At 69.4% G+C, this 19,035-nt stretch carries 16 protein-coding genes; 8 read left to right on the top strand and 8 right to left on the bottom strand.

Going from position 1 to position 19,035, the window contains the following annotated elements; genetic code table 11:
- Nucleotides 1-8: 8 nt before the first annotated feature.
- The 4 genes from FLW16_RS41670 to FLW16_RS41655 all read left to right on the top strand — a co-directional run bounded on the left by FLW16_RS41670 (nucleotide 9) and on the right by FLW16_RS41655 (nucleotide 6,620).
- The gene (locus FLW16_RS41670; RefSeq protein ID WP_142566510.1) at nucleotides 9-1,220 is read left to right on the top strand and encodes a substrate-binding domain-containing protein; all 1,212 of its coding nucleotides are present in this window, start codon (nucleotides 9-11) and stop codon (nucleotides 1,218-1,220) included.
- Nucleotides 1,217-2,068, top strand: a complete 852-nt coding sequence (locus tag FLW16_RS41665; RefSeq protein ID WP_142566509.1) for a sugar phosphate isomerase/epimerase — start codon at nucleotides 1,217-1,219, stop codon at nucleotides 2,066-2,068. Before FLW16_RS41670 ends, FLW16_RS41665 begins: the two co-directional genes overlap by 4 nt.
- 64 nt (nucleotides 2,069-2,132) lie before the next feature.
- Nucleotides 2,133-5,678: a lectin gene (locus FLW16_RS41660; RefSeq protein WP_142566508.1), complete on the top strand. Its 3,546-nt coding sequence runs from the start codon at nucleotides 2,133-2,135 to the stop codon at nucleotides 5,676-5,678.
- A gap of 147 nt (nucleotides 5,679-5,825) precedes the next feature.
- On the top strand, nucleotides 5,826-6,620 hold the full coding sequence (locus FLW16_RS41655; protein ID WP_142566507.1) for a FadR/GntR family transcriptional regulator: 795 nt from the start codon (nucleotides 5,826-5,828) through the stop codon (nucleotides 6,618-6,620).
- 97 nt (nucleotides 6,621-6,717) lie between these two features.
- Here FLW16_RS41655 and FLW16_RS41650 read toward each other — a convergent pair whose 3' ends face one another.
- The 7 genes from FLW16_RS41650 to FLW16_RS41620 form a co-directional block, all read right to left on the bottom strand.
- Complete coding sequence (locus FLW16_RS41650) at nucleotides 6,718-7,719, bottom strand: aldo/keto reductase (RefSeq protein WP_142566506.1); 1,002 nt, start codon at nucleotides 7,717-7,719, stop codon at nucleotides 6,718-6,720.
- Nucleotides 7,716-8,546 carry an amidohydrolase gene (locus FLW16_RS41645; RefSeq protein WP_221891568.1) on the bottom strand — a complete coding sequence of 277 codons (831 nt, stop codon included), beginning with the start codon at nucleotides 8,544-8,546 and terminating at the stop codon, nucleotides 7,716-7,718. The genes FLW16_RS41650 and FLW16_RS41645 overlap by 4 nt, the downstream gene beginning before the upstream one ends.
- Nucleotides 8,543-8,917, bottom strand: coding sequence for an L-rhamnose mutarotase (locus tag FLW16_RS41640; protein ID WP_218671715.1), 375 nt, complete (start codon nucleotides 8,915-8,917; stop codon nucleotides 8,543-8,545). Before FLW16_RS41640 ends, FLW16_RS41645 begins: the two co-directional genes overlap by 4 nt.
- A gap of 156 nt (nucleotides 8,918-9,073) precedes the next feature.
- Entirely contained in the window at nucleotides 9,074-10,261 is a 1,188-nt protein-coding gene (locus FLW16_RS41635) for a mandelate racemase/muconate lactonizing enzyme family protein (RefSeq protein WP_142566505.1), read from the bottom strand.
- Between the two features lie 28 nt (nucleotides 10,262-10,289).
- Nucleotides 10,290-11,201, bottom strand: a complete 912-nt coding sequence (locus FLW16_RS41630) for a carbohydrate ABC transporter permease (RefSeq protein ID WP_221891567.1) — start codon at nucleotides 11,199-11,201, stop codon at nucleotides 10,290-10,292.
- A gap of 4 nt (nucleotides 11,202-11,205) precedes the next feature.
- Complete coding sequence (locus FLW16_RS41625; protein WP_142566504.1) at nucleotides 11,206-12,138, bottom strand: carbohydrate ABC transporter permease; 933 nt, start codon at nucleotides 12,136-12,138, stop codon at nucleotides 11,206-11,208.
- 1 nt (nucleotide 12,139) lies between these two features.
- Entirely contained in the window at nucleotides 12,140-13,450 is a 1,311-nt protein-coding gene (locus tag FLW16_RS41620; protein ID WP_221891566.1) for an ABC transporter substrate-binding protein, read from the bottom strand.
- A 171-nt stretch (nucleotides 13,451-13,621) separates the two neighbouring features.
- Here FLW16_RS41620 and FLW16_RS41615 point away from each other — a divergent pair, with 171 nt between their 5' ends.
- Complete coding sequence (locus tag FLW16_RS41615) at nucleotides 13,622-14,650, top strand: zinc-binding dehydrogenase (protein ID WP_142566502.1); 1,029 nt, start codon at nucleotides 13,622-13,624, stop codon at nucleotides 14,648-14,650.
- Nucleotides 14,647-15,423: an SDR family oxidoreductase gene (locus tag FLW16_RS41610; protein ID WP_142566501.1), complete on the top strand. Its 777-nt coding sequence runs from the start codon at nucleotides 14,647-14,649 to the stop codon at nucleotides 15,421-15,423. The genes FLW16_RS41615 and FLW16_RS41610 overlap by 4 nt, the downstream gene beginning before the upstream one ends.
- A gap of 66 nt (nucleotides 15,424-15,489) precedes the next feature.
- Here FLW16_RS41610 and FLW16_RS41605 read toward each other — a convergent pair whose 3' ends face one another.
- Nucleotides 15,490-17,466, bottom strand: a complete 1,977-nt coding sequence (locus FLW16_RS41605) for a right-handed parallel beta-helix repeat-containing protein (RefSeq protein WP_142566500.1) — start codon at nucleotides 17,464-17,466, stop codon at nucleotides 15,490-15,492.
- A 141-nt stretch (nucleotides 17,467-17,607) separates the two neighbouring features.
- Here FLW16_RS41605 and FLW16_RS41600 point away from each other — a divergent pair, with 141 nt between their 5' ends.
- Both FLW16_RS41600 and FLW16_RS44820 read left to right on the top strand, forming a co-directional pair.
- On the top strand, nucleotides 17,608-18,600 hold the full coding sequence (locus tag FLW16_RS41600; RefSeq protein ID WP_185949834.1) for a sugar kinase: 993 nt from the start codon (nucleotides 17,608-17,610) through the stop codon (nucleotides 18,598-18,600).
- A 212-nt stretch (nucleotides 18,601-18,812) separates the two neighbouring features.
- Nucleotides 18,813-19,035 (top strand): FadR/GntR family transcriptional regulator (locus FLW16_RS44820; RefSeq protein WP_142566694.1); only part of this gene is annotated, 223 nt, incomplete at its 3' end.

The raw sequence follows: 19,035 nt of genomic DNA, 5'->3' as shown, positions 1-19,035 counted from the left end.
GGACAACCATGCGTTCATATTCGCGGCGGCTCCTCGCCTCCGCCGCGCTGGCCGTGCTGACGCTGTCGGCGGCCGCGTGCACCAGCGACAAACCCGCGCCCTCCGTCTCCGCCGCGCCGGCCGGGTCCACCGGGTCCGAGGACAAGGGCACCGGGGCGCAGTCGAAGTTCTTCGTGCAGGCCGACTACGACGCCCAGATGGCGATGCGCCGGGCGCAGCCGACCGGCTCGCCGGACAAGCCGTGGGAACAGAGCATCGATCCGCAGCTCGTCGACACCGCCACGTACAAGAAGGCGGGGCCGTACCACCTGTGCTTCTCCAACGCCGCCGTCAACAACCCCTGGCGGCAGGTCGGCTGGAAGACCATGCAGGCGGAGGTCGCCCTGCACAAGGAGATCGCCCGCTTCACCATGCTGGACGCCGAGGGCAAGGACGACAAGCAGATCTCCGACATCGCGGAGCTGCAGGGCAAGGGCTGCGACGCGCTGATCGTCTCCCCCAACACCACGGCCACGCTGACCCCCGCGGTGTCCGGGGCCTGCCCGAAGGTGCCGGTCATCGTGTTCGACCGGGGGGTTCAGACCGACTGCCCGGTCACCTTCATCAAGCCGATCGGCGGTTACGCCTTCGGCGCCGCGGCGGCCGAGTTCCTCATCGACAAGGTGCCGCCAGGCGGGAAGATCCTGGCACTGCGCATCCTGCCCGGTGTGGACGTGCTGGAGACCCGGTGGTCGGCGGCGAAGGTCGCGTTCGACAAGAGCGACCTCAAGGTCGTCGGCGTCGAGTTCACCGACGGCGATGCCGCGAAGACCAAGAGCGTCGTCAGCGACTACATCCAGCGCTACGGCAAGATCGACGGAGTCTGGATGGACGCGGGGGCCACGGCCGTCGCGGCCGTGGAAGCCTTCGAGGACGCGGGCCAGCCCGTGCCGCCGATCAACGGCGAGGACCAGCAGGACTTCCTGAAGAAGTGGAGCGACGCGAAGCTGACCGCCGTCGCTCCGACCTACCCGACCTACCAGTGGCGCACCCCGGTCATCGCGGCGCTCAAGATCCTGAAGGGTGAGCAGGTGCCGAAGGTCTGGAACCTTCCGCAACCGACGATCACCCAGGAGAACCTCGCCACCTACCTCAAGCCCGGCATGCCGCCGCTGCACTACGCCCTGTGCGGCTGCGAGAACCTGCCCGGCTACCCGCAGAAGTGGGGCGGCACGTCGTGATCGGAGTCAACACGTGGGTCTGGGTCTCGCCGCTCACCGACGAGTCCCTGGCCGTCCTCGCGCCGCGGATCGCGGGATGGGGATTCGACGTGGTCGAGCTGCCGGTCGAGCAGCCCGGCGACTGGGACCCCGGCAGAGCGGCGGCCCTCCTGGACGGGCTCGGCCTCGGCGCGTCGGTCGTGCTCACGATGCCACCGGGACGCGAGCTCGTCGGCACCTCGGGGCAGAGCGTCCAGGAGACCCAGGACTACCTGCGGCACTGCGTGGACGTGGCGGTGACCGTGGGCGCGCCGGCGGTCAGCGGACCCGCCTACGCCTCGGTCGGCCGGGCCTGGCGGATGAGCCCGGACGAGCGGCGCGCGCTCTACGCCGAGCTGAGGGAGAACCTGAAACCCGTCGTCGCCTACGCGGCCGAGCGCGGGGTCCGGATCGGCGTCGAACCGCTCAACCGATACGAGACCAGCGTCGTGAACACCGTCGAGCAGGCGCTCGAAGCCCTCCCGGAGGAATGCGGGCTCGCCCTCGACACCTACCACATGAACATCGAGGAGAAGGATCCTCTCCGGGCCGTCCGGCTGGCGGGCGCCAGGATCGCGCACCTCCAGGTCTGCGGAACCGACCGCGGCGCCCCCGGCAGCGACCACTTCGACTGGACGGGCTTCGCCGCGGCCGTCCGCGACGTGGACTACGGCGGCCCGCTCGTGATCGAGTCCTTCACCGCCGACAACAAGACCATCGCCACCGCCGCATCCGTCTGGCGTCCCCTCGCCCCCAGCCAGGACGCCCTCGCCACCGAAGGCCTCGCCTTCCTCCGCACCCTCGACCTGACCCCCCGACCCTCCCCGTGAGCCGAGACGGCTCGCACCTTCGAGACTCCGACCGTTACCCGGTAAACCCCCCAGGAGATTTTTCATGCGAAGATCACGCCTGCTCCCCGCCCTGGCCGCGGCCCTGTTGGGGCTCTTATTGTCCGCGGTGCCGCTGGTCGCGCACGCGGCCGCTCCGCAGTTCAAGGTGCTGCTGTTCAGCAAGACCGCGAGCGGCGCCTACCGGCACGACTCCATTGCCGCCGGCATCGCGATGTTCCAGCAGCTGGCGACGGACAACAACTTCCAGCTCGACCAGAGCGAGAACTCCGCCGTCTTCACCACGTCGAACCTCAACAACTACGACGCGGTGATCATGCTCCAGACGTCGGGCATGGTCTGGGACAACGACGCGCAGCGTCAGGCCATGCAGGCCTACGTGCGCAGCGGCCGCGGCGTCGTGGCGATCCACAACGCCGTCGACATGAACATCGAGTCGCAGTTCCCCTGGTGGGACCAGACCGTGCTGGCCGGCGCGCACATGACACAGCACTCGTCGATCGTGCAGGGAACCGCCAAGGTCGCCGACAAGGTCCACCCCTCGACGAAGGGCCTGCCGGACCGGTGGACCCGCACCGAGGAGTGGTACAACTTCGACAAGAACATGCGCGGCTCGGTGCACGTGCTGGTGACCGCGGACGAGACCACCTATGACGCGGGCGCTAACAAAATGGGCGCCGACCACCCGATCTCCTGGTGTCACAACCCGGAGGGCGGCCGGGTGTGGGCCACCGCGATGGGCCACAACGCGTCCTCCTACTCGGAGCCGCTGTTCAAGCAGCACCTGCTGGGCGCGGTGAAGTGGGCGGCGGGCGCCGAGGCCGGCGACTGCGGCGGCACGATCACGGCCCGCTTCCAGAAGGTGACCCTCGACGGCGCGCCGGACCAGCCGATGGAGCTGGACGTGGCGGCCGACGGCCGGGTCTTCTACATCTCCCGCTCGGGCAAGGTCAACCTGATCCCCGCGGGCGGCGGCAGCACGCGCGTCATCGGCACCCTGTCCGTGTACGACGGCGGCGAGGACGGCGGCATCGGGATCGCGCTCGACCCGAACTTCGCCACCAACGGGTGGATCTACATCAACTACTCGCCTTCCAACGGCGGCGAGGTGAACCGGGTGTCCAGGTTCACCTTCAACGGCACCAGCCTCGACCTGTCCAGCGAGAAGAAGATCATCGAGGTTCCGGCGTTCCGCAACGTCGACGAGCCGGGTCACACCGGCGGCTACATCACGTTCGGCCCGGGCGGCAACCTCTACATCGCCCCGGGTGACGACACCAACCCCAACGCCTCCAGCGGCTACGCCCCGATCGACGAGCGGCCGGGCCGGGAGCACTACGACGCCCAGCGGTCCGCGGCCAACACCAACGACCTGCGCGGCAAGATCCTGCGCATCCACCCCGAGTCCGACGGCACCTACACGATCCCGTCCGGCAACATGTTCGCGCCGGGTACGGCCAAGACGCGGCCGGAGATCTACGCGATGGGCTTCCGCAACGCGTTCCGCTTCTCGGTCGACAAGGTCACCGGCTGGATCTCCGTGGGCGACTACGGGCCGGACGCGGGCAGCGCCAACTCCAACCGCGGCCCCGAGGGCACGGTCGAGTGGAACCTGATCAAGCAGCCCGGCTTCTACGGCTGGCCGTACTGCACCGGCAACAACACGCCGTTCAACGACTTCAACTTCGCCACCAACACCTCGGGGGCGAAGTTCAACTGCTCGGCGCCGGTCAACGACTCGCCCAACAACACCGGCCTGACCAACCTGCCGGCCGCCAAGCCCGCGACCGTCTGGTACAACTACCACGCCTCGGCGGAGTTCCCGGAGATCAACTGCTGCGGTGGCGCGGCCCCCATGGGCGGCCCGTTCTACCGCTACGACGCGACCAGCGCGTCCGACCGCAAGTTCCCCGAGTACTTCGACGGCGCGACCTTCCTGTACGAGTGGAGCCGCAACTTCGTCAAGGAGATGCGCCTCGACTCTTCCGGCAACCTCCTGAAGATCAACCCGTTCGTGGCGAACATCGCCCCGCACGCGCCGATCGACATGAAGTTCGGCCCCGACGGCGCGCTCTACATGGCCGACTGGGGCAACGGCTTCGGCCACGCGAACACCGATGACGCCATCTACCGGATCGACTACGTGGTCGGGAACCGCGCCCCCATCGCCAAGGCGAGCGCCAGCCCCGACTCGGGCGCCGCGCCGCTGACGGTCGCGTTCTCCTCGGCCGGCTCGTCCGACCCCGACGGCGACGCGATCACCTACAGCTGGGACTTCGGCGACGGCACCACCTCCACCGCGGCCAACCCGACGAAGACCTACAACGCCAACGGCACCTACACCGCCAAGCTGACCGTACGGGACTCGAGCGGGAAGACGGGCAGCATCACGCTGACCATCGCCGTCGGCAACACCCGTCCCAAGGTCGTCTTCTCGGCGCCGCCGGACGGCGGGTTCATCAGCTTCGGCGACCGGGTGTCCTACACGGTCAACGTCACCGACCCCGAGGACGGCACCGTCGACTGCTCCAAGGTCAACGTGTTCACCGCGCTCGGCCACGACCAGCACGCCCACGACACCGGCCAGTTCACCGGGTGCTCCGGGACGGTCACGACGACCGCCTCGGGCCACGACGAGGCGGCCAACGTCTACTACGTCCTGGGCGCGTCCTACACCGACAAGGGCGGCCTGAAGGGCGACGCCGGAATCACCCTGCAGCCCAAGCACAAGCAGGCCGAGCACTTCAACGGCTCCAGCGGCATCCGGGTCGTCGACGAGGCCGGTGCCGAGGGCGGCAGGCGCGTCGGCGACATCTCCAACGGCGACTGGATCTCCTACACGCCGGTCAACCTGTCGGGGATCGACTCGGTGTCCTTCCGCGTGTCGGCGCCGTCCAGCACCGGGGCCTCCATCGAGCTGCGCGCCGGCTCGCCGACCGGGACGCTCGTCGCCTCCAGCTCGGTGCCGTCGACCGGGGGATGGAACAACTACGTCTCCCTCCCGTCGGTGGGGGTCACCAACCCGGGTGGCACCGGCGACCTCTATGTCGTGTTCAAGGGGTCGACGGCGAACTCGTTCGACTTCGACTCGCTGACCTTCAACGGCAAGGGCGTCGGGCAGGACGGGGGCACCTCCTCGCCCTCTCCGTCGCCCTCCGTCTCGCCGTCCGCTTCCCCGTCGGCGTCGCCGACCCCGCCCGCGGGTGGGACGAGCTCGCTGCGGGGTGTGGGGTCTGGCCGGTGCCTGGACGTCAACGGCGCCTCGCAGGCCAACGGCGCCCAGGCGCAGATCTGGGACTGCAACGGCCAGCCCAACCAGCAGTGGACCACCACCAGCGCCGGTGAACTGCGCGTCTACGGCAACAAGTGCCTCGACGTCAACGGCGGCAGCACGGCCGACGGCACCAGCGTGATCATCTGGGACTGCAACGGCCAGAACAACCAGAAGTGGCGCCTCAACTCCGACGGAAGCATCACCGCCGTCGGTGCGAACAAGTGCCTGGACGTCAACGGCGGCGGCACCGCCAACGGCACCAAGGTGCTGATCTGGACGTGCAACGGCCAGAACAACCAGAAGTGGACCCGCGTCTGACGCAGATCTGACGTCGGAACTCCTGAGCCGGTCCGCCATGCGGCGGGCCGGCTCTCCCTTTGTCCAGCGGCGCTCAAATTCATCATATGAATTACATATGAGCAGAGGAGTTATACTCTCACCTGTGATGATCCTCCTGGAGGCCCAGTGACTGCCGCGTTCTCTCAACCCGGTCTGACCGCGAGCGCCTCCCGCGGCCCCCTGGAGCCGCCCGCACACCGACGGCCCCGCCGCCTGGGCGACACCGTGGTCACGTATCTCGTCGACCGTATCGTGTCGGGGGCCTACCCCGTGGACAGCGTGCTCCCGACCGAGCCCGAGTTGTGCCAGGAGTTCGGCGTCTCCCGTACGGTGGTGCGCGAGTCGATCAAGCTTCTGGAGGCGAAGGGCCTGGTCAAGGCCACCCCGGGCCGGGGGACCCGGGTCTTGGAGCCCATCGGCTGGAACCTGCTGGACCCCCTCGTCCTCGAGGCGCAGATCCGGCACGACAGCGACCTGTCCATCCTCGACGACCTCGTCAACGTCCGGGTGGCGCTCGAATGCGACATGGCGGCGCAGTGCGCGCGCGTGATCACGCCGGCTCAGGCCGAGGCGCTGAAGAGGCAGGCGAACGTCCTCGCGGAGACCCTGCACGACCCGGAGCGCTACGGCAGGGAGGACGTGGCCTTCCACGAAATGATCATGCTTGCCTCCGGCAATCGCCTCGGTCATGCGATCATTCATGGCATCCACGCCAAGGCACGGCTGTCGAGTCAGTACAACGGCGACCCGAACAGGGAGGAACTCCTCCAGTCGCTCGCCGAGCACCGGCAGATCGAGGCAATGATCCTTCAGGGCGACTCCCAGGGCGCCGCGGCCGCGATGCGCGTCCACATAGTGGGCTCATGGGCCAGGCGCCGCCCCCGCGTACACGGAGCGATGGGCCAGGAAGCAGGCTCCTGAGAGGGCCCCGCCGCGGCCGGCGCCACCGGGGCGGGGGGATACCTCACGTGGCGGGGCGATACCTCACCCCGCCACCCGCGGGTGCTCCCCCGGGGCGTCAGGGTTCGCGCGTCGGCACGGCCGCGGCCGGGATCAGGCCTTCGGCGATCAGGTCGTGCCAGAGCCCCTCGGGGATGTCGGTCTCGAACCGCCGGAGGTTCTCGTCCACCTCTTGCGGGGAGCGCATGCCGACGGCGATCGCGCAGACCGCGGGGTGCAGCAGCGGAAAGGCCAGCGCGGCGGCGGGCAGTTCGACGCCGTGATCTGCGCAGACCGACGCGATGCGCTCCGCGCGCCCGAGCACGTCGGCGCCGGGGGCACGGTACTCGTACGTCGAGCCGGGTGCGGGCCGGGCGGTGGAGAGCAGGCCGGTGGCGAAGACACCGACGGCGACCACGGCGACACCGAAGCGGCGGGCCGGCGTGAGCACCGAGTCGAGTGCGCTGTGGTCGAGCAGCGAATAGCGGTTGGCCAGCATGATCACATCGACGAGCCCCTCCTCGATGATCTCGGCGAGCCCGGCGGTGGAGTTGGTCCCGATGCCGATGGCCTTCACGACGCCGGCGGCCTTCAACCGCGCCAGCGACGCGAGCCCCTCCCGGGCCGCGCCCTTCCACGCCTGGTCGGGATCGTGCAGGTACAGGATGTCGACCGACTCGAGTCCGAGACGCGTAAGGCTCTCCCGGAGCGAGCGTTCGACACCCGTCGCCGAGAAGTCCCACCGCCGTGTGAGGTCGCCGGGAACGGCGAACCCGTCGTCGTCCCATTCCCGAGGCCGGGGGTTGGGCACGATCAGGCGACCGACCTTGGTGGACAGGACGAACTCGTCGCGAGGGCGGCGGCGCAATTCGGCTCCGATGCGGCGTTCGGAGAGCCCGAGACCATAGTGCGGCGCCGTGTCGAAGTAGCGGATACCGCGATCCCACGCCCGGCGCACCGTCCGGGCGGCCTCGTCGTCGCTCACGGGCCGGGCGAAGTTGCCGAGCGGTGATCCGCCGAGGCCGATGACACCGCCCCCCGACCGGCCTCGGTTCAGCAGATCCGCGATCGAGGCCGTCATCCGCCCAGCCCGTAGAGGACCGACGCGGCGCCGGACATGATCGACTGCCGCTCCGCCGGGCTCAGCTCGCCGATGAGCTCGTCCACCGCGCGGCGCCACGCGACCGCACCGGCCCCCAGCTCGGCCAGCGGCCAGTCGGACCCGTACATGAGCCGCTCCGGGCCGAACGCGTCGAGCGCCACGTCGACCACTCGGCGGAGGCGGGCTCCGTCGCCGCCGTTCACGAGCCCGGCCAGCCCGGAGATCTTCGCGAAGGTGTTCGGCCGGCCGGCGAGCTCGCGCAGGCCGGCCTCCCAGCCGGCGTCGTCGTCCGACTCGGCGATCCCGCCGAGGTGGTCTACGACGAAGCGGACACCGGGGTACGCGGCCACGACGGCCGCGGCCAGCGGCAGCTGCCACCATCGCACGACCAGGTCGAAGCCGAGGTCGCGCGCGCCCAGCTGGTCGAGCGCCCTTCCCACGTCGGGCCGCGCGAGCCAGTCGGGGTCGGGGTCGATGTGGACCAGGTGACGGATTCCCACCAGCCTCCGGCGCGCCGCGGGGTCGAGCCCGTCGAGTTGCGCCGCCACGTCGGCGGTGAGGTCGGTCCAGCCGACCACACCGGCGATGCGCGGGCTCGGGTGCGCCAGCAGCCGCCGCGTCTCGGCGGCGCTGTTGCTCGCCTGCACGACGACCGCGGCGTCCACGCCCGCCGAATCGAGCATCCGCTCGAGGTCGCCGGGCGTGAAGTCGCGATCGATGGCCGCCATCGTCGTGGGGTCGATCCACGGCTGGGGGTCGGTGGCCCGGTTCCAGAGATGGACGTGTGCGTCGATCGCGCCGGTCACGACAGGTGCCAGATCTCGTCGAGCGGCTGCCACAGCGCTCCGGGATCTCTTTCTTCGACGATGCGCACCTGGCAGGGGTCGGTGTGCGTCCACCACTCGCGCGTCACCGGGTCCTCTGCGATGCGGGCCATGTCGGCCGCGTGATCCTCGCCGACATACTCGTAATAGGCGAACAGGGTGTCGCCGACGATGAAGATCGAGTAGTTCGTGACGTTGGCGTCGCGCAAGGTCTGCTCGACCTGCGGCCAGACGTTGCGATGCAGTTCGAGGTACTCCTCCCTGCGCTCGGGCCGGACGCCGACGACGAGGGCGTGACGCTCGACGCGGCGCCGCTCGGTGTGCTTGTCCATTCGCTCGCTCCGCTCGCTCATGCCACCTCCTCGCCTTGCGGCTCGGAGCCGCATGAGCGAATCGCACTGTGCCTATTGATTCGCTCGCTCCGCTCGCTCATGCCACCTCCTCGCCTTGCGGCTCGGAGTCGCATGAGCGAATCGCGCTGTGCCTATTGATTCGCTCGCTCCGCTCGCTCATGACCCCACCCGCTCTCCCGCGGGCGCGCCGATGCGGTCGTCCCCGTGGGAATCCGGGACGAGGCGCAGGCCCGCCCGGTGGGGGCGGACGTGCGGCCCCGCGATCGCGGCCGGCGGGTCGGCGGCTCGCACGGCGTTGATGTGATCCTCGTCCACCCGGATGCCCAGGCCCGGCTCGTCCCCGAGGACGATCCCGCCGTCCTCGAACTCCTGGTCGACCTGGAGTCCGATGGGCGCCGACAGGTCCTGGACCTCGAAGGCCAGGTGGTTGGGCACCGCCGTGGCGGCGTGCGCGACCGGGTTGGTGTGGTAAGCCACCGGGCTCACGGGCAGGTCCCGGCTGTGCGCCACCGCGGCCACCCGCAGGAAGTGCGTGATGCCCCACACGTTGCCCACCTGGACGATGTCGACGGCGTCGGCGTCCAGGAGCGGCCGGTACTGATCGAGGCCGGTGAGGTTCTCTCCGGTCGCCACGCCGGCGCGGATGCCCCGCCGGACCGCGGCGAGCCCGGCCGCGTCCCATCTCCGCACAGGCTCCTCGACCCAGGTGAGGTCCACCGACCGCTCCAGGGCCGCGATGTAGCGCACGGCCTGGGACCGGTTCCACGACTCGTTGGCGTCGAACATGAGGGCGGGGTCGGCCGAGTTGCGCGCGAGGACATCCCGCAGCGCCTTCAGCCGGCGCAGATCGTGCTCGAGACTCCGGCCGCCCTTGAGCTTGGCGGCGCTGAAGCCCCGGTCCGCGAAGCGCTCGTAGAGGCGTACGAGGGCGTCGTCGTCGAGTGCGATGTCCAGCCCGGAGGCGTAGCCCGGAACGAACCGGTCACGTCCGCCGAGAGTGCGCCAGAGCGGCTCGCCGGCGGCCTTCGCCTTGAGGTCCCAGAGCGCCATGTCGATCGCACCGATCGCGCCGAACGTCGCGCCGGAGTGGCCCGTCTTGAAGACCCGGTCGATCATCCGGTCGTAGAGCGCGGAGACGGCCCGCGGGTCCTCGCCCTCGACGGCGCCGAAGACGCGGTCGATGTCGCCGTGCGCTCCGAGCCCGACACCCTCGACGCCGCTGTCGGTCTCGAGGATCAGCACATGCACATCCGTGCGCGGCTCGGGCATGACGCCGTTGGCGTCGCCGATCAGCCGGCCCCAGTCGTGCGCAGTGGTCAGGCTGCGATAGCCGGTGACCTTCACGATTGCTCCTTTGTGACAGGAATTCGACTCACTCCTTGGTGCCCCCGGCCGTCATGCCCGCGACCAGGAAGCGCTGTGCGAAAAGGAAGACGATCAGCACCGGCAGCACCGAGATGACGGTCGCGAGCGCGAGCGTGGGCAGCTGCACGGACAGGGTGCCGGCAGAGCTCGGGTTGAACGCCGGGGTGGAGGCGAGCAGGGAGGTCAGGCCGACCTGGACCGGATACCCCTCGCTCGAGGGCAGCATCACGAAGGGCAGGAAGAAGTTGTTCCAGCTCTGCACGAAGCTGAAGAACGCCACCAGCGCGACGATCGGCGCCGCCAGCGGCAGCGCGACCCGGGTGAACACCTGAAGCTCGCTGCATCCGTCGAGGCGCGCCGCCGCGAGCAGGTCGCGCGGGACGCTGGTCGAGAAGTAGATGTACGTGAGGTACACCCCGAACGGGAAGAACGACATCGGGAGGATCACCGAGAGCGGGCTGCCGATCAGCCCCACCACGTTCAGCTCAAGGAAGATCGGCAGGACCAGCGCGGTGTTCGGGATCAGCATGACGATCAGCGTCAGCACCAGGAGTGGCCGCCGCAGCCGGAACTCCGTCAGGGCCATCGCGTACCCCGCCGGAATGCTCGCGATGAGCGTGATGACGAGCGCGCCCAGGGCGTACAGCGCCGAGTTGCCCACCCACGCGGTGACCGCGCCGTCCTGGAAGCCGAACAGCTGGTCCCAGTTGGCGGCCAGGTTGTCGATGCTCCCGGGCAGGAACGGGTTGTCGACGATGAGCCCGTGCGCCGACTTCGTCGTGGCCAGCAGCAGCCAGACGATCGGGATGACGAAGAACAGCACGAAGATCGCGACCACGACCGCGACGATCGTCCGGCCGCTCCAGCCGCTGACGCTTTTCCGTCGCGCCATCGCGCGGCCGGCGTCCACTGTCGTCATGAGCTCAGCCCCTCTCGAACAGGCCGCCGCGCGTCACGAAGACGGCCGACAGCGCGAGGGCGACGACGAGCAGCAGCAGGGAGATGGCCGCCGCTCCGTTGAAATCGTTCTGCTGGAACGCGTACTGGTACGCGAGCTGGTTCAGCGAGTAGTCGTTGGGCACGATCGCGTTGCTCGCCTGCGAGAGCAGTTGCGGCTCGACGAACAGCTGCGTGCCCGCGGCGAGCGACATGATGCCCATGTACGAGATCCACTTGCGCAGCATCGGCAGCTGGATGTGCCAGGCGATCTGCACCGTGCCGGCGCCGTCGATGCGCGCGGCCTCGATCACGTCGGCGCTGATGTTGTTGAGCGCGCCGTACATGATGACGATCCAGCCGCCCGCGCCGGTCCAGAACGCGATGACGGCGAAGACCGGGGGCAGGTTCGCCGGCACGATGACCTGCACGAAACTGGAGAAACCCAGCAGACGCAGCAGGCCGCCGACCGGGCTGGCGGTCGGGTCGAGCACGAACAGCCACAGCAGCACGCTCGACGCGCCCGCGAGGGCGCCCGGCAGGTAGAAGACGAACCGGAGCGTCCGGCTCAGCCAGCGCACGCGGACCGCGTGGACCACGATGGCCAGGAAGGAGACCAGTACCACCAGGGCCACCAGCCAGATCACCAGGTAGAGCGCGACGTGCCCGACGGCGGGCAGGAAGCGGAAGTCGCTCATGACCTTGGTGAAGTTGGCGATGCCCGCGAAGCCGCCGTCGCCGTCGGTGAACGCGAGGTAGAGGGAGTAGAGGGCCGGAAGGATGCCGAATGCGACCGTCAGCACCGCGTAGAGAGCGATGAAGGCGTAGCTCATCGCGCTCCGCTCGCCGCCGTCGCCCCGGCCGGCCGGCCGCCCGGGCGGGATCACCGCAGACCGGGCGGCCTCATCCGTAACCGTCATGTCACTTGACCGTGTAGCCGTTGACCTGGGCCTGGTTCTTGATCGCGGTCCCCCACTCGGGAAGGAGATCGACCAGGTTCTTGCCGCCGGCGATCGCAGGGGTGATCGTCTTGGCCCAGATCGCCTCCTGGCTGAAGACCCCGGAGCCCCACCCGGTCCAGATCTGCGACCCGGCCTTGATCAGCGCCTGCAGGTCGGTGGCGTAGTAGCCGCTCGACTCCTGCTTCTTGACCCACTTCTCCGCGGCCGACGCGTAGGCCGGGTATCCGGGAGCCAGGTTCACCTGGTAGTCGTCGGCCGTCGTGACGAACTCGACGAACTTCTCGGCCGCCTTGAGGTTCTTCGAGTGGCTGCTGACGAACCAGGTGCCGCCCCCGACGTTGCCCGTCGCGGGGCTGTCACCCTGCCAGACCAGCGGTGCCGCGACGCCGAGCTGGCCCGCGGGGACGTTGAGCGACTGCGGGTTGTTGAAGATGGCGCCCGCGTACCAGGCCGGGCCCGGCATCAGGAGCACCTTGCCGGTGTACTTCTTCACGAACTCCGGAGTGAAGACGCTCAGGTTGGGGACGGTGCCGTTCTTGATCAGAACGTCGAGCATCGACGCGACGCGCTTGCACTCCGTGCTCTCGGTGTTGACCGTGACCGACGTGGGACCGGTGATGCCGTTCGCCTGGCACTTGCTGCCCCAGAAGTAGATTTCCGGGGCGAAGGAGTCTCCGACGGCGCCGACGATGTAGCCGGGGTGCTCCTTGGCCACCTTCTCGCCGAGCGCCTGGTACTCCTCCCAGGTGGTGGGGAGGCTGTAGCCGAACTTGTCGAGCAGGTCCTTGTTGTACCAGAGCGCCACCTGCGCCAGGTCGTTGCGGAGGCAGTAGACCTTGCCCTCGACCGTGCACGGCGCCAGCGAACCCTGCGTGAAGCCGTCCAGAGTGCTCTTCGGAACGAGCCCGCTGTTGAGCACGGCCGCGAACGCCTGCTTGCCGTTGCTCTTCTGGCTCGCCCACGCCGCGTCGTTGTTCTGCGTCGAGAACACCACATCGGGCCAGCCGCTGCCCGCCCGGTCGAACAGCTGCACCTTCGTCCGGAACGAGTTCGAGCCGTTCGCGGAGCCGTCATACGTGACGACGTTGACCTTCACGTCGGGGTTGGCCTTCTTGAAGGCGTCGGCCGCGCCTGACCGGTCGGCGTCCACCCACACCGTGATCGCGGCCTTCTCGTCCTGCGTCACCTGCGGAAAGCCGTAGGAGCCGACCGAAGAACCGCCATTGCCGCCGCAGCCGGCCAGCGTGAGAGCGATGGCGAGAGCACCCACCCCGCCCATCATGCGCATCCGCCGCTCGGTACATCCGACATGCCTGTTAAGTGCCATTTGGTGTCCTTTGTCCTGTCCCCCACATTGACGACTCGCGCGGTGTGATGAAAATAGAGCATACGTATGACGTGTGCAAGCGGTCTCAATCACCGCAGAGAGTGAGGACACCCTATGAAGGGTGCTGCATACATGGGCGGGGGTCGCCTCGCGACCGTGCCCGTGGACGTCGCGCCGCCCGGGCCCGGCGAGATCCAGGTCGCCGTCGCCTACTGCGGGCTGTGCGGAACCGACCTTCACATCGTGCACGGCGACATGGACGCCAGGGTGCGGACGCCGCTCGTGTTCGGCCATGAGACCTCGGGCACGGTGGCGGCGATCGGCGCGGGGGTGGAGGGCTGGAAGGTCGGCGACCCCCTGACCGTCATGCCGCTGGTGTGGGACGGCACCTGTCCCGCCTGCCTGGCCGGTCACCAGCACATCTGCCAGAACCTCGTCTTCGTGGGTATCGACTCCCCCGGAGGTCTGCAGCAACGGTGGAACGTCCCGGCCTCGATCGCCGTGCCGCTCCCCCCCGGCCTGGACCTGCGTACGGCGGCGCTGGTCGAGCCCGTCGCCGTCGCGGTGCACGACGTCCGGCGCTCCGGCCTCCAGGTCGGCGACCACGCCGTCGTGCTCGGGGGCGGTCCCATCGGGGTGCTCATCGCCGTCGTGGCGCGGAACGCGGGCGCCCACGTCATGGTCGCCGAGGTCGACGCCTCGCGCAGGAGCCGCGTCGCCGAGCTCGGCATCGAGGTGATCGACCCCTCCTCCGCCGACATGGTCGCCGAGGTCGAGCGCTGGACGGACGGCGTCGGCGCCGATGTGGTGTTCGAGGTGTCGGGAGCCGCAGCCGCGGCCCGCTCCGCGACCGCGCTGGCGAAGGTGCGCGGGACGATCGTCGTGGTGGCCATCCACTCCGCCCCTCGCGAGCTGGACCTGCAGCGCGTGTTCTGGCGCGAGCTCCGGCTGCTGGGCGCCCGGGTGTACCAGCGGTCGGACTTCGAGCGTGCCGTCGACCTGCTCGACAGAGGGCTGATCCCCGCGGAGGCCCTCATCTCCGGCGTCGTCCCGATCGAGGAGATCGCCTCCGCGTTCGACGACCTCTCGGCGGGCCGGGCCATGAAGATCCTCGTGGACGTCGCAGGGGAGGCCCGGGCATGAGCGAGCGTAGCGAGCGACACGGCGGCCTGTTCGACCTCCACGGCCGTCTCGCCGTCGTCACCGGCGCCCGCCGGGGCATCGGCCGCGCCATGGCGGAGGCCCTCGCCGCCGCCGGTGCGGACATCATCGGTGTGAGCGCTCAGTCGCGGGCCGACGACGAGATCGCGGAGTCGATCCGCGGGCTCGGCCGGTCCTTCGAGAGCCGGGCGGTCGACTTCGCGGATCGCGACGCCGTCCTGGCGCTGGGCGCCGAACTCGCGGAACGGGCCCCCGACATCCTCATCAACAACGCGGGCACGATCGAACGGGCCCCCGCGGCGGAGCATCCGCTCTCGTGGTGGGATCGGGTGATCGAGATCGACCTGTCGAGCCAGTTCGCCCTGACGCAGCTGGTCGCACGTCCGATGCTGGAGCGGGGCAGCGGCAAGATCGTGTTCACAGCGAGCATGCTGAGCTTCCAGGGCGGGATCAACGTGCCCGGCTACACCGCCGCGAAGTCGGGGATCGCCGGTCTCACCCGCGCTCTCGCCAACGAGTGGGCCGGGCGTGGGGTGAACGTCAACGCCATCGCGCCCGGCTACATCGCGACCGACAACACGGCGGCGCTCCGCGACGACCCCGACCGGTCGCGGTCGATCCTGGAGCGGATTCCGGCCGGACGCTGGGGCCGCGGCGACGACATCGCGGGAGCGACGGTCTTCCTCAGCTCGGCGGCGTCCGACTACGTCTGCGGCGCGGTCATCCCGGTGGACGGCGGGTGGCTGGCGAGATAGCACGCTCGCCATGACGTGAGAGGCGGGGAAGCCGTCCGGCCTCCCCGCCTCATCGTCGTCCGGCGGCTACTGCGAGACCCCCGGGAAGGTCCGCAGGTGCGGCTCGATGCCGGCCTGCTCGATCACCTGCTGGGCGTCCTCGGGCCAGGCCGTGCCCGACACCTGGACGTTGTCGATCAGCTGGTTGTTGTGCTCGGTGGTGTTCGGCGTCTGCGTGACCCCGGAGTTGTACCAGTTGTGCTGAAGCACGTTGTCGCTGGTGTTGTTGATCGTCCCGTAGGAGTTCGTGAACACCCACACTCCGCAGTCCTGGACCACGTTGTTCTTCATCGTCACGTAGCGAGATCCCTCGTCCAGGTAGAGACCCACCGTGCGCTTGGTGTCGTAGATGTAGTTGCCGCTGAACACGGCGCCGGGGTTCGCGGACAGGTTGTACAGGCTCCCGCCGTCGTGGAAGACCTTCTTCACGCCGTGGATCAGGTTGCCGGTCACCTCGGTGTTCCTGAGCGTCGTCGGCGTGGTGTAGATCGGCTGGAACTCGTAGAGACCCCGGTTCTTGTAGTCCTGGCTGCCGCCCGGGTCGTTCGCGCCCCAGCCCCAGCCGGTGTCGATCCCGTCGTAGGCGAGGTTCGAGACCTCGTTGTGCGCGATCACGGCGTGGTCCACGTAGGTGGACAGGATGCCCGACATCTCCTTGTAGTCCTTCGCGACGTCGGTCACGAAGTTGTTGTCGATCGTGATGTCGCGCAGGGTCATCGCCGGGTCGCTCGGGTGGTGGGCGTCCGGCTGCACGCCGCCCGCGACGACCCCCGCGCCACCGAGATCGGTGAACAGGTTGTGGTGGACCGTCGCCTCGGTGACGCCGAGCCCGATCCCGGCCCCGTTCGCGTTGGCGTCCAGGCCGAGGCCGAGGCCCACCTGCCCGAGGTGGGCGAAAGTGTTCTCCGTGAACTTCACCCGGGTGGCCGCGGCCACCTGGACCGCCGCCGGCATCTGGTTCCAGCCGTTGCGCGCAGCCTCGAACAGTTTGCAGCCCGACTGGCAGCTGGTCAGGTAGTCGGCCGGCTGCGGGACGGTCTTCGCGATGAAGGCGCCGTTCTGCTGGTCGGCGTAGCCGATCGACGAGCCGGGGGACAGCCAGGTCGAGTGCGAGAACTGGATGCCCGAGAAGGTCAGGTCGTGCACCGGCTTCGCGTAGCTGCCCGCGATCTGCACGAGCGACTCGAGGTAGGGCAGCACGAACGACGCGCCGTTCGGATCCTCACCCGCGGCGGCACGGTAGTACAGCTTGCCGGCGGCCGGGTCGAGGTACCACTGTCCCTCCTGCAGGAACGCGTAGGAGTTCTCGAGCAGCAGCTGACCGCCCGCGAACGGGCGTGCCAGGGTGTCGTACCCCCAGTTGTTGTTCTGCCACGCGGGCTGCTGCATGGTGATCGTCGTCCCGCTGATGCTCTTCACGGGGGCGTACCGATCGGTGAAGGAGCCCTGGCTCTCGACCTCGATGCGGCTCTGGTCCGGCAGCGTCGCGAGGTAGTTCAGCGCCGGATTCTTGATCTCCATGCCGGATTCGGTGATCGTCACATCGCTGCGTGCGATCTTGATCGCCGCGCGCGGCACCGCCGCGTCGTTCTTGTAGAGCTGACGGCTGTCCTGCCCCTTCGGCACCGAGGCGACGAAGATGTTCTTGCCGGCGTCGTACGACGTCCAGCCGGTCACGGCCCGGCCGCCGGAGATGACCGGGTGCGCCCCCTCCGCAGCGGTCCAGGTCACCGGCTTGGCGCTGGTGCCCGAGTCGTCCGCGGTGAAGCGCAGCGGCTTGTCGAGCCGATAGGTCCCGTCCCTCAGCACGACCGTCACGGCGCTTCCCGCACGCGCCGACGCACGCGCCATCGCCTGCGCCGCGGGCAGGGTGCGCAGCGGCTTGCCCGGCGTGCCCTGATTGTGGTCGTCGCCGCTCGGCGAGACGACGATCGTGGTCCGGCCGGGATGCGGGGGCACGGCGAGCGCCGGTGTGGCCCCGGCCACGACGATGCCGCCGGCCACGAGAGAGATACTTCCCACGAGGGATGCCAAATGGCCTTGTCTCACTTGTCTCTGGCTCCCTTGGTGCATGTGACGTAACACATAATAGGTATGATGAAAGCGGCGCAACAGGCGTCAGTCAAGAGGGGTGATTTCCCGGGCATGAGTGAGCAACGGAGCGAAGGCCCTGCGAGCGGCCGTCGCGTCGAGGTCTCCACGCTGGGTGAGGCCATGCTTCGGCTGTCGCCCCCGTCGGGCGAGCGGCTGCGCGACTGCGGCCAGTTGCGCGTGCACGTCGGCGGCGCCGAGGCGAACGTCGCCGTCGCCCTGGCATCGGTCGGCGTGTCCGCTCGCTGGACGTCGGTGCTGCCCGACACGGTCCTCGGGCGCCGGGTCGCGGACTCACTGGCGAGCGCCGGCGTCGTCCTCGACACCGTGCGGTGGACGGCCGGCGAGCGCCTCGGACTCTACTTCGCCGAGATCGGCTCCCCGCCGCGCCCGACGAGCGTCCTCTACGACCGGGCCGGCACCGCGTTCGGCTCGCTTCAAGCCGACCATCTCGACTGGGCCGCCGTGTGCGAGGCGCGGATCATCCACCTGACCGGCATCACCGCCGCTCTGGCGCCGGGGTCGGACGCGCTCGTGCTGCGAACGGCGCGGGAGGGGCGCAGGCGTGGCGCTCTGGTCGTCTACGACGTCAACTATCGAGCGGCGCTGTCCTCGCCGGAGAAGGCCGCCTCGTTCACCGCCGAGGTGGCATCCGACATCGACGTGTTGATCTGCCGGGCCGAGGACGCGCGCGATCTCTTCGGCCTGGCCGGCGATCCCCCGACGCTGGCGGACGATCTGGCGAAGAGGTTGGGCGTCGGCCGCGTCGTGGTGACGGCCGGGGCCGACGGCGCCGTCGCACGGTGGGACGGCGAGTCCTTGGCCGCCCCCGCACTGCCCACCGTCGCAGTCGATCGGATCGGCGCCGGGGACGCCTTCGCGGCAGGCGTGCTGTGGGGCGTGCTCGACGGTTCCCCCGAGGATGCGCTCCGCCGGGGGACGGCGATGGCCTCCCTGGCCATGAGCGTGCAGGGAGACCAGTGCCGCTTCAGCGCTGAGGAGGTGCTGGAGCTTGCCCGGGGTGCCGGGAGGGAGGTCCGCCGGTGAACCGGCTCACGGTCGGGTTGACTCCGGTCGTCCTGGCCGGCCGAACACCTCTCTGACCTGCGCGGCGACGCCCGCCGCCGCGCCCACTCATGCCGGCCGTCTCGCCTGAACCGTTCAGATGTGTCGTACTGATCGCACGCGTAGGGCCCCTCGCAAAAGGCCGTCTCGATCAGTCGTCATACTCTTGCAGGGAACGGCGAGGAGGAAGCACGGTGACCGAGACCCAGCGTGAGGGCGGATACCGGCCGGGCTATGAGGTGGCGGCCGAGCAGGTGCTGGAGCTCATCGCCCGGCTGGGCCTGCGACCGGGCGACCGCATGCCGACCGAAAACGACCTGGCCCGCCAGCTGGGCACCAGCCGCACCGTCGTCCGCGAAGCCGTGAAGATCCTGTCCGCACTCGGCCGGGTACGCGCCCAAAAAGGCCGGGGCCTGT

The organism is Microbispora sp. KK1-11 (assembly GCF_006874435.1).
Classification (GTDB): domain Bacteria; phylum Actinomycetota; class Actinomycetes; order Streptosporangiales; family Streptosporangiaceae; genus Microbispora; species Microbispora catharanthi.
The sequence above is the reverse complement of the archived record's forward strand: the minus strand, read 5'-3'. Positions and strand labels throughout refer to the sequence as shown.

Bases quoted from the DNA above. Each gene is read 5' to 3' on its own strand.
- FLW16_RS41625 (WP_142566504.1), bottom strand. From the start codon at position 12,138: ATGACGGTTACGGATGAGGCCGCCCGGTCTGCGGTGATCCCGCCCGGG.
- FLW16_RS41640 (WP_218671715.1), bottom strand. From the start codon at position 8,917: ATGAGCGAGCGGAGCGAGCGAATGGACAAGCACACCGAGCGGCGCCGC.
- FLW16_RS41615 (WP_142566502.1), top strand. From the start codon at position 13,622: ATGAAGGGTGCTGCATACATGGGCGGGGGTCGCCTCGCGACCGTGCCC.
- FLW16_RS41610 (WP_142566501.1), top strand. From the start codon at position 14,647: ATGAGCGAGCGTAGCGAGCGACACGGCGGCCTGTTCGACCTCCACGGC.
- FLW16_RS41660 (WP_142566508.1), top strand. From the start codon at position 2,133: ATGCGAAGATCACGCCTGCTCCCCGCCCTGGCCGCGGCCCTGTTGGGG.
- FLW16_RS41670 (WP_142566510.1), top strand. From the start codon at position 9: ATGCGTTCATATTCGCGGCGGCTCCTCGCCTCCGCCGCGCTGGCCGTG.
- FLW16_RS41600 (WP_185949834.1), top strand. From the start codon at position 17,608: ATGAGTGAGCAACGGAGCGAAGGCCCTGCGAGCGGCCGTCGCGTCGAG.
- FLW16_RS41650 (WP_142566506.1), bottom strand. From the start codon at position 7,719: ATGACGGCCTCGATCGCGGATCTGCTGAACCGAGGCCGGTCGGGGGGC.
- FLW16_RS41630 (WP_221891567.1), bottom strand. From the start codon at position 11,201: ATGACGACAGTGGACGCCGGCCGCGCGATGGCGCGACGGAAAAGCGTC.